We start from the raw sequence: 9,455 nt of genomic DNA, 5'->3' as shown, positions 1-9,455 counted from the left end.
CGGCCCAACGGGATCACCCGCGGGTGTCCTCCGGCCCGCCGTCCGGCGTGGCGCCTGGCACCGGACCCCGCCCGGGGTCTTGCGCGGGGTCCCGCACGGAGTCCGGTGCGGGATCCCGCACGGGGTCCCGCACCGGGTCCGGCTTCGACCACGGCCACCTGAGCCTGCCGGCCCGGCCCGTGGGGTCGTACTCGTACTTCCACCCCTGGTGCAGCCCGAGCCTCCCCGCACCCGCGCCCGCCGGTACGCGGCGGTAGACGAGCACCGTGGGCGGGCCGCCCGCCCCGTCCGGCACCGGGACCCGGTACACCTTCGGGGGGTGCCCGGTCGGGCCGAGCAGGACCGGCAGCACGCGGCCGTCCAGCGGGCCGCCCTCGAAAGGGGTGTCTTCGCTCTTCACCGCGTCAGTGTCTCAGTGCCGCGGCCCCCGTACGGGGCAGGCCGTGAGGGCGACGGCCCGGCGTGCCTCACAGCAGGTGCGCCGCGTCGCCCACCACGGGCAGCACCCGGCGGGCCAGCGAGCCCATCGGCCCGTCCGCTGACTCCAGCGCCACCGCCGCCCGTACGACCCCCGCGGCCTGCGGGTCCTGCGCGGCGGTCGTCACGAGGCACGCCACGAACTGCTCGACCAGCCAGTCGCGCAACTCGTCCAGCGCGGGTTCCTTCCCCTCGTCCAGCCAGATCAGCGAGGCCGCCTCGACGGCCGTGATCCACATCCGGACGGTCATCCGCAGCCGGGGACTCGGCTCCGCGACGCCCAGGTGGCTCAGGATGTGCCCGGCGGCGGCCCGGCGCACCCCGTCCACGATGGCGCTCGTCCTCGACGTCCCGACCACGCCGCCGCCCTGGAGCAGGGCGCTGAAACCGGCGTCGTGCTGGTCCACGAAGGCGAGGTAGCGGTCCAGGGCGTTGGAGAGGCGCCGGGTGAGGGGGCCGTCCGGCGGCTCGGCGAAGCAGTGCTCCAGCTCCTCCGCGGCCGAGCGCAGGGCCGCCTCGTACAACTGCTGCTTGCCGCCCGGGAAGTAGCGGTACACCAGCGGGCGGGAGACGCCCGCCGTCTCCGCCACGTCGTCCAGGGAGACGTCGTCCGGTGCCCGTACGGCGAACAGCGACAGCGCGGCGTCGAGGAGCTGACCGCGTCGCTCCTCGACGCTGAGGCGTCGGTACGCGCGGGCGGGGGCGGGCGAGGTCATGGTTCGCAGCGTAACCCGCCGGGGGGCGGAGGGAGAGGGCGGCGGGGGCGGGGGGAGCGGGTGCGGGGGCCGGTGTCCCTGAAGGGCAGGTGCGGTGTCCCGTACCCCCTGCCCTTCAGGGCTCCCCCCTCCCCGGAAGCCGGCTCAGGCCAGCAGGCCCGACGACTTCCAGAGGCGGCGGCCCGCGCCCCGCAGGACGCCTATGTCGTCCAGGAAGTCCGTCAGGCGCTTGGAACCCGTCTGCATGACCTCCCTGCGGTGGCCGCTCGCCTTCACCTGGGCCAGGGCCTCGCGCCGGTCGAGGCCGATGTTCGTGTAGACCTCGGGGTTCACGAAGGCGACCGAGAAGACACGGGCGAACTCACCGGAGGTGATCCGGGTGAACTCCTGCGACCAGCGGGGCGCGGTCACCATCTGGCGGCGGAGTTCCTCCCGCGCGTACCGCACGTGCCGTGCCTCCTCCACCACGTGGATCCGCGTCACGCCCCGGACCAGGGTCTGTACCCGCTCGTCGGGGAACGTCAGCCGCTGCATCCAGTCGAGCACCTCCTCGCCCAGCAGCGTGGCGGTGAACGAACCGGGCGTCGTGGACACCGTCTTGAAGAAGCGGCCGAGGTTCTGGTGCGCCCGGCTCACCGGGTAGTGCGGCGTCCCGCTCCGGCTGATCAGCCGGGCGAACATCTTCGAGTGCCGGCACTCGTCCTCGATCTCGGTCAGCGCGTAGCGCACGTGCGCGCTCGTCGCCGGCTTGTCGTAGATGTGCCGCACCAGCAGCTGCATCAGGATGATCTCGAACCAGATGCCCAGCGAGGCCAGCGCCGCGGCCTCGTGCCGGGAGAGCAGGATCCGCTGCTCCTCGCTCATCCGCTTCCACATCGGGGTCCCGTAGAGCGACACCAGCTCCGGCGGCCAGAACCACTTGCCCTCCTCGAAGGGCGCGTCCCAGTCCAGCTCCTCGTCCGGGTCGAAGGAGTGCTTCGCGGAGGAGTCGAGCAGCCGCTCGGCCACCTGCTCCCGGTCCTTGAGCAGGCCGAGTGCGTCGCGCAGACCCTCGATGGCGCTGTCCTCCGTCACGGTCGTCATGGCTGTGCCCACCTTGTCGTACCTCGTCGTACCGAAGCGATCGGGATTGGTCGGGGTCAGTTGTGAGTGCTTGTGAGTGGTCGGGATTGGTCGGGTGTGGTCGGGAGATGAGCGGCAAGTGATCGGAGTTACCGCCGGTCACATCTTATGAGACTGCTTGTCAGCAAGCTCGTCAATCCCTTCCGTGCAACTTGTTGACCCTCCGGCCGACACGTGTGAGCCTGCGAGACATGCCGACCTACGACCTGTACGCCACGGACCCCGGAGCTCCCCTCTGGCAGGTGCCTGCGACCGGCGCGGCACGGTTCAGCTGGGAGTACGACGAAGGGCGCGACCGTCTGCTGGCCCTGTACCAGAAGGGCAAGGACAAGCAGTGGGACGGTCAGAAGCGGATCGAATGGGACCTGGAGGTGGACCCCTACGATCCGCTGGGCACCCCCGACGAGACGATCGCGCTCCACGGAACCCCGTACTGGGCGAAGATGAACGACCGTGACAAGGGGGAACTGCGCCGCCACGTGGCCTCGTGGCAGTTCAGCCAGTTCCTCCACGGCGAGCAGGGCGCCATGGTGTGCGCGGCCCGCATCGTGGAGTCCGTGCCCGACCTGGACGCCAAGCTCTACTCGGCGACCCAGACGATGGACGAGGCACGGCACGCGGAGATCTACACCCGCTTCCTCCACGAGAAGATCGGGATGCTCTACCCGGTCAACGGCGACCTCCAGGTGCTCCTCGGCGACACCCTGCGCGACTCGCGCTGGGACATGCCCTACCTCGGGATGCAGGTCCTCATCGAGGGGCTGGCGCTCGCCGCGTTCGGCCTGCTCAGGGACGCCACGGACAAGCCGCTGCCGAAGCAGATCCTCGCCTACGTCATGCAGGACGAGGCGCGTCACGTGGCCTTCGGCCGCATGGCGCTGCGCGACTACTACAAGCAGCTCTCCGACGCCGAACGGCGCGAACGCGAGGACTTCGTCATCGAGGGCTGCTACCTGATGCGGGACCGCCTGCGCGGTGTCGAGGTCCTGGAGAACTTCGGCGTCCCGAAGGCGGAGGCCGAGGAGTACAGCGAGCGGTCCGAGTTCCTGGCGGTCTTCCGGCAGCTGCTGTTCTCCCGCATCGTCCCCTGCGTCAAGGACATCGGCCTGTGGGGCAAGCGCCTTCAGCAGGCCTACGTCGACATGGGCGTCTTCGACATGGGCAACACCAACCTCGACCTCCTCATGGCCCAGGACGAGGAACTCGCCGAGAAGCTCGACGCGGAACGCTTCGCGGCGGAGGAGCGGGCGCGGGTCGCGGAGGTGGCCGACGCGATCAAGGCCGGAGCCGAGTCCTAGAGCCGGACGCCGAGTCCTGGGCCCGGACGCCGGACGCCGAGTCCTGGACCCGGACGCCCCGCCCTGAGGCGTGTCGGAAGTCCGCCCGCTCAGTGGTCGAGCACGGCCTTCATCACGGCCCGGGCGACCGGCGCCGCGTCCCCGCCGCCGCTGATGTCGCCCCGGTCGGCCGCCGCGTCCTCGATGACGACCGCGACGGCCACCGCCGGTTCCATGGAGCCCTCGGCCTGTGCCCAGGCGACGAACCAGGCGTACGGCGTGCCGGAGTTGTGGATGCCGTGCTGGGCCGTGCCGGACTTGCCGCCGACCGTGGCGCCGGGGATGGCGGCGTTCGTACCGGTGCCCCTCTCCACGACGTCCCTCATCAGCTCGCGCAGCCGTACGGCCGTACCGGGGTTCATGGCCTGGCGCAGGGTGTGCTGCCCGGTGGCGAGGACCGTGTCGCCGTCGGCCGTGGTCATCCGCTCCACCAGGTGCGGCGTACGCACCGAACCGCCGTTCGCGACGGCCGCGGCGACCATCGCCATCTGCAGGGGGGTGGCCCGCGTGTTGTACTGGCCGATGGAGGAGAGCGCGAGCTGGGCCTTGTCCGTCCGGGCGTCGAAGGTGCTGGGCGAGACTCCGAACGGGATCCGCAACGTCGCGTCGTTGAAGCCGAACCCGGCCGCCGTGCCGCGCATCCGGGCCGGGCCCACGTCCACGCCGAGCCCGGCGAAGACCGTGTTGCACGACCACTGGAAGGCGTAGCGCAGCGACGCGTCCTCGCACCCCCCGACCTCGTTCGTCAGACTCGTCGAACTGCCCGGCAGCCGGTACGGGTCCGGGGAGACGGTCGGCTCGTCCACGTCGCGCACCACGCCCGAGTCCAGCGCCGCCGCCGCGGTGACCACCTTGAAGGTCGAACCCGGCGGATACGTCTGCCGCACCGCCCGGTTGAGCATCGGCCGGTCCGCCGCACCGTTCAGCCGCGCCCACGTCCGGGCCACGGACGGGCCGGTGCCGGAGAGCTCCCCGGGGTCGTAGGAGGGGGTGGAGACCAGGGCCAGGATGCGGCCGGTGGACGGTTCCAGCGCGGCCACCGCGCCGCGCCGCGCGCCGAGCCCGGAGTACGCCGCCCGCTGCGCCTTCGCGTGGAGGGTGGTCTCCACGCGGCCGCCGGGGTCACGGGCCCGGATGAAGTCGTTCCACAGGGGGAGCAGCGGGAACGGCGAGAGCAACGGGTCGGTGCCCGCCAGCACGCCGTCGGCGGCCTCCTCCAGGAAGGCCGTTCCGTACATCTGCGAGGCGAAGCCGGTCACGGGCGCGTACAACGGGCCGTCCCGGTAGCTCCGTTCGTAGCGGAGCCGCCCGCCGGAGTCCCGGGAACCGGTGACCGCCCCGCCGCCGACGAGGATGTCACCGCGCGGCTGCCCGTAGCGCGCGATCGCGGAACGGCGGTTGGCCGGATTCCCGTCGTACGTACCGGCCCGGACGATCTGGACGCGCGCGGCGTTCACCAGCAGGGCGAGCAGCAGCAGCGCGCAGAAGGCGGCGGAGTGCCGGATGTACCGGGTCATGGGGCGTCCGTTGCCGGTCATGGCGCGGCCTCCTCCCCGCGCCGTTCCCCGCGCGGTTCCCCGTACGGTTCCCCGCGCGGTTCTCCGTACGGGTTTCCGCGCGGTTTCCCGTGCGGTCTTCCGTGCCGGCCGCGGTACCGGTCCCCGGCGCGGCCGCGGTGCTGATCGGGACGCCGTTCCCCTTGCTGCTCGCGGTGCGGCTCCCCGTGCCGCTCGCGGTGCTGTTCCGCGCGCTGTTCGCCGTGCCGCCCGCCCTCCTGTCCGCCGCCCCGCCCGCTGTCCTGCCCGCCGCCCCGTCCGTCGTCCAGTCCGTCGTGCGGCTTCCCGTGCGGCTTCTCGTGCGGTTCCTCCTCGGCACGGCGGCGTGCCGAGTCGCTGAGGCGGATCAGCAGCGCCACGATGATCCAGTTGGTCACGACCGACGAACCGCCCTGCGCGAGGAACGGCATGGCCATCCCGGTGAGCGGGATCAGCCCCGTCACCCCGCCCGCGATGACGAAGACCTGGAGCGCGACGATGGAGGCGAGTCCGACCGCGAGCAGCCGGCCGAAGGGGTCGCGCACGGAGAGCCCCGCCCGGATGCCGCGCTCGACCAGCAGCCCGTACAGGAGGAAGATCGCGGAGAGCCCGGCCAGCCCCAGTTCCTCGCCCGCCGTGGCCAGGATGAAGTCCGACTTGACGGCGAAGCCGATGAGGACCGAGTGACCCAGGCCGAGCCCCGTGCCGAGGAAACCGCCGGCGGCGAAGGCGAAGAGGGACTGGGCGAGCTGGTTCGGTCCGCGGCCCGCCTCGATCGAGGCGAAGGGGTGCAGCCAGTCCTCCACCCTGCTGTGCACGTGCGGTTCCAGCCAGCCGACCGCGAAGGCCCCGCAGGCCGCCAGCAGCAGCCCCACCGCGATCCAGCCGGTGCGGCCCGTGGCGACGTACAGCAGGATCACGAAGAGGCCGAAGAAGAGCAGGGAGGTGCCGAGGTCCCGCTCCAGCACCAGTACGCCGACGCTCAGCAGCCAGACCGTGAGGATCGGGCCGAGCACCCGCCCGGTGGGCAGTTGCAGCAGCCACAGACGCCGGCCCGTGTACGCGAGGGCGGTGCGGTTGGCGGCGAGGTAGCCGGCGAAGAACAGCGCGAGCATGACCTTCGCGAACTCGCCGGGCTGGATGGAGAATCCGGCCACCCTGATCCAGATCCGGGCGCCGTTCACCGAGGGGAAGAAGATCGGCAGGACGAGGAGGGCGAGCGCGGCGACGACGGAGACGTACGTGTAGCGCTGGAGCACCCGGTGGTCGCGCAGCAGCATCACCACCGCGATGAACAGGCCGACGCCCAGCGTCGACCAGACGAGCTGGGTGGGGGCCGCCCGGTCGGCCGGGGTCTCCAGGTCGAGCCGGTGGATCAGGACCAGGCCCAGGCCGTTGAGCAGGACGGCGATCGGCAGCAGCAGCGGATCGGCGCAGGGGGCGCGCAGGCGTACCGCGAGGTGTGCGAGGAGCGCGAGCGCGCCCAGCCCGGCGCCGTGGCCCACGGCGCCGGGCGGGACGGACCCGGTCCTGGCGAGGCCGACGTCGCAGTAGCCGTACAGGGAGAGCAGGACGGCCACGACGACGAGGGCGAACTCGATGCCACGGCGCCGGGGGAGGCGTACAACGGGAGCGGGCGGGTCCGCCTGCACTGTTGTCGTTCCGGGCGAGGGCATGACCGGAAGTTAGCAAGCGGTTGGCCCGATGTCCTGTTATATCGGGATGGTTGGTCTGTTCCGGTGCTTGATGTTTGCCGGGTGCGGATCCTTTCGGGGGCCCTCCGCGGGGGGACCCGGCCGGCTCAGCACCAGCGGGGCGCCGGGCCGATGTTGTCGATGTACCGGGCCGTTCCCCAGGCCCAGGTGCCGTTCGCGAGGAGGTACCAGAGGGGGTTGCCCTGGACCTTCTCGCCCGGCGTCTTGCAGAAGATGGAGACGACCTCGCCGTGCGCGGCGAAACCGATGACGGCGCTGCCGCGGGTCGGTTTGTCGCGCAGGTGCAGTCCACCGGGCGCACTGACGCGGCCCTTGTAGTACTTGGAGTGGTGGTCGCCCTGACCGGTGCCGCGACCGCTGTCGTGACCGGCGTCCTGGCGACTGTCGTGGTGGCCGCCGTCCTGGGAGCCCCAGTCGTCGGTCGCGAGGACGGGGCTCGCGCCGCCGACGACGAGGGCGCCACCGGCGACGAGGGTGCCGCCGGTTATGGCGATACGGGTGACAGTGGTACGCAGGGACATGACGGGCTCCTCCGGAATAGGGGGCAGAGCTGGTTGATCGCCACATTAGGAGCGCGCTCCGGGGCGCGCCTGTCACGCTGGGCCATCGGGGGAGGGTTGCTTCCTGCGGGGGGAGGGGGGAAGGCGCGGCGGCGTCCTCCCTCGACCGTCCGTTGTCCGTAAAGGGGCCGTCGCCTTGCCCCTGGGGTGTCCTGCCTGTTCCCATGGTCGTGGGGTGATGGTGCATGGACGGACTGCGCGTCATACCGACCTGGCGACACGGCCGGGAGCGGCTCTACGTCTGCCGTACGGACGGCAGGAACATCGCCTGGTACGACAGGGAGGCCGGCCGGGTCAACCTGCTCAGCGAGGACCGGCGCGAGGACGTGCTGGACGTCCTCGCGCCGTTCCTGACCGGAGCGGTGGAGGTGGGGCCGCCGCCGGTGCCGACCCCCGCCGAACTCGCGCGGCTGTCCCTGCACCCGGACGACGACCTCGCGCCGAACCGGCCCGGGGAGGCGCTGCAGACCGTCCTCGACCACGAGCCGGGGCCGCAGCGGCTGTTGCGGCCGGATCCCCGGCGCCGGGCGCTGGAGGCGGAGCTGGCGGTGGGCGAGGCGCTGGACCGGCTGGAGGGGGCCGGATGGCACACCCTGCACTCGGTGCCGCTGCCCGGCGGGGACCGCGTCCACCATCTGGTGATCGGCCCGGGCGGACTGTTCGCCGTGCACACGCTGTACGCCCGCAGGCAGCGGGTCCTCGTGGCCGACCCGATGGTCACGGTGGGGCGCCGGGAGGCGCGGCCGGTGCTGCGGCTGGTCCGCGCCGGCGCGGACCGCGCCTCGTACGCCCTGACCGCGGAGGTGCACCCCGTACTGGCCCTCTTCGGGCCCAGGGACGTCGCCGTGACGGCGCCCCCGCGTGACGTGCGCATCCTCCTGGACACCGATGTGACGTCGCTGGCCCGGTCGGGCGGCGTCCTGAAGCCGGCGGACATCGAGGCGCTGCACGCGATGGCCCGTGACCGGGGGACGTGGGTGCGGGTCTGAGGGGCCGGCCCCTCGGACGTACTGGATGCTCAGCGTGATCCTTCGTTCACCCGTCTTTGTGACTGACGTCATACGATATGAATCGTATGCATTTGTCGAGAAACGGGTGAAAGTTACCTGAAGGGTGTCGAACGTGAGATCCATTTGGAAGGGCGCCATCTCCTTCGGGCTGGTCAGGATCCCGATCAAGCTGGTGAACGCCACGGAGAACCACTCGATCTCGTTCCGCCAGATCCACACCGAGGACGGCGGCCGCATCCGCCACCGCAAGGTGTGCGAGGTGGAGGAGCACGAGGTGACGTCGTCGGAGATCGGCAGGGCGTACGAGGACGCGGACGGCACGATGATCCCGATCACGGACGAGGAACTGGCCTCCCTGCCGATCCCGACCGCCCGGACGATCGAGATCGTGGCCTTCGTGCCGGCCGACCGGATCGATCCGCTCCAGCTGGACACGGCGTACTACCTGTCGGTGAACGGGGTGTCGGCCGCCAGGCCCTACACCCTGCTGCGTGAGGCGCTCAGGCGCAGCCGCAAGGTGGCCGTCGCGAAGTTCGCGCTGAGAGGGCGGGAACGGCTGGGCATGCTGCGGGTCGTCGACGACGTCATCGCCATGCACGGGCTGCTGTGGCCGGACGAGATCCGTACGCCGGACAGTGTCGCCCCGGACGTGAACGTCACCGTCCGTGACAGGGAACTGGAGCTTGCCGACGCGCTGATGGACACGCTGGGGGAGGTCGACCTGGCCGAGCTCCACGACGACTACCACGGGGCGCTGGAGGAGATGATCGCGGCGAAGGCCTCCGGTGAGGAGATGCCTTTCGCGCTCACCGCCGCGAAGTCCGGGGGGCAGGTCGTCGATCTGGTGTCGACGCTGGAGGACAGTGTGCGGCAGGCGCGGGGAGAGGCTTCCCCTCTCCCCGCGGGGGCGGCGCGCAAGCCGTCCGGGGGCGCGCCGAAGAAGACGGCGACGGTGCGGGCGTCGACGAAGAAGGCTCCGGCCA

General features: G+C 71.6%; 8 protein-coding genes and 1 pseudogene. 3 read left to right on the top strand and 6 right to left on the bottom strand.

Annotated elements, in window-relative coordinates:
• Window positions 1-13: 13 nt before the first annotated feature.
• From HO151_RS04045 to HO151_RS04035, 3 genes are all read right to left on the bottom strand, one after another.
• Window positions 14-400 carry a hypothetical protein gene (locus HO151_RS04045; protein WP_173894733.1) on the bottom strand — a complete coding sequence of 129 codons (387 nt, stop codon included), beginning with the start codon at window positions 398-400 and terminating at the stop codon, window positions 14-16.
• A gap of 67 nt (window positions 401-467) precedes the next feature.
• The gene (locus HO151_RS04040; RefSeq protein ID WP_173894732.1) at window positions 468-1,193 is read right to left on the bottom strand and encodes a TetR/AcrR family transcriptional regulator; all 726 of its coding nucleotides are present in this window, start codon (window positions 1,191-1,193) and stop codon (window positions 468-470) included.
• A gap of 144 nt (window positions 1,194-1,337) precedes the next feature.
• Window positions 1,338-2,276, bottom strand: a complete 939-nt coding sequence (locus HO151_RS04035) for a diiron oxygenase (RefSeq protein ID WP_173894731.1) — start codon at window positions 2,274-2,276, stop codon at window positions 1,338-1,340.
• A gap of 230 nt (window positions 2,277-2,506) precedes the next feature.
• On the opposite strand from HO151_RS04035, the gene HO151_RS04030 reads away from it, so the two are divergent.
• Window positions 2,507-3,613: a ferritin-like domain-containing protein gene (locus HO151_RS04030; protein ID WP_173894730.1), complete on the top strand. Its 1,107-nt coding sequence runs from the start codon at window positions 2,507-2,509 to the stop codon at window positions 3,611-3,613.
• An 89-nt stretch (window positions 3,614-3,702) separates the two neighbouring features.
• On the opposite strand, the gene HO151_RS04025 is transcribed toward HO151_RS04030, so the two are convergent.
• The 3 genes and pseudogenes from HO151_RS04025 to HO151_RS04015 form a co-directional block, all read right to left on the bottom strand.
• Window positions 3,703-5,169 (bottom strand): penicillin-binding transpeptidase domain-containing protein, encoded by a 1,467-nt coding sequence (locus HO151_RS04025; RefSeq protein ID WP_173894734.1) that lies wholly within the window; start codon window positions 5,167-5,169, stop codon window positions 3,703-3,705.
• Between the two features lie 359 nt (window positions 5,170-5,528).
• A pseudogene (locus tag HO151_RS04020) lies at window positions 5,529-6,863 on the bottom strand (FtsW/RodA/SpoVE family cell cycle protein); the annotation flags it as partial.
• A 125-nt stretch (window positions 6,864-6,988) separates the two neighbouring features.
• Complete coding sequence (locus tag HO151_RS04015) at window positions 6,989-7,423, bottom strand: SH3 domain-containing protein (RefSeq protein ID WP_173894729.1); 435 nt, start codon at window positions 7,421-7,423, stop codon at window positions 6,989-6,991.
• Window positions 7,424-7,647: 224 nt separating this feature from the next.
• Here HO151_RS04015 and HO151_RS04010 point away from each other — a divergent pair, with 224 nt between their 5' ends.
• On the top strand, window positions 7,648-8,451 hold the full coding sequence (locus tag HO151_RS04010; protein ID WP_173894728.1) for a nuclease-related domain-containing protein: 804 nt from the start codon (window positions 7,648-7,650) through the stop codon (window positions 8,449-8,451).
• Between the two features lie 133 nt (window positions 8,452-8,584).
• Window positions 8,585-9,455, top strand: an 871-nt coding sequence (locus HO151_RS04005; protein ID WP_368039414.1) for a Ku protein, incomplete at its 3' end; no start/stop codon positions are given.

Source organism: Streptomyces sp. 8P21H-1 (assembly GCF_013302945.1).
This window is presented reverse-complemented; position numbering and strand designations above follow the sequence as displayed.

Excerpts from the sequence above, each read along its gene's own strand:
- HO151_RS04040 (WP_173894732.1), bottom strand. The coding sequence starts at position 1,193 with ATGACCTCGCCCGCCCCCGCCCGCGCGTACCGACGCCTCAGCGTCGAG.
- HO151_RS04035 (WP_173894731.1), bottom strand. The coding sequence starts at position 2,276 with ATGACGACCGTGACGGAGGACAGCGCCATCGAGGGTCTGCGCGACGCA.
- HO151_RS04030 (WP_173894730.1), top strand. The coding sequence starts at position 2,507 with ATGCCGACCTACGACCTGTACGCCACGGACCCCGGAGCTCCCCTCTGG.
- HO151_RS04025 (WP_173894734.1), bottom strand. The coding sequence starts at position 5,169 with ATGACCCGGTACATCCGGCACTCCGCCGCCTTCTGCGCGCTGCTGCTG.
- HO151_RS04015 (WP_173894729.1), bottom strand. The coding sequence starts at position 7,423 with ATGTCCCTGCGTACCACTGTCACCCGTATCGCCATAACCGGCGGCACC.
- HO151_RS04010 (WP_173894728.1), top strand. The coding sequence starts at position 7,648 with ATGGACGGACTGCGCGTCATACCGACCTGGCGACACGGCCGGGAGCGG.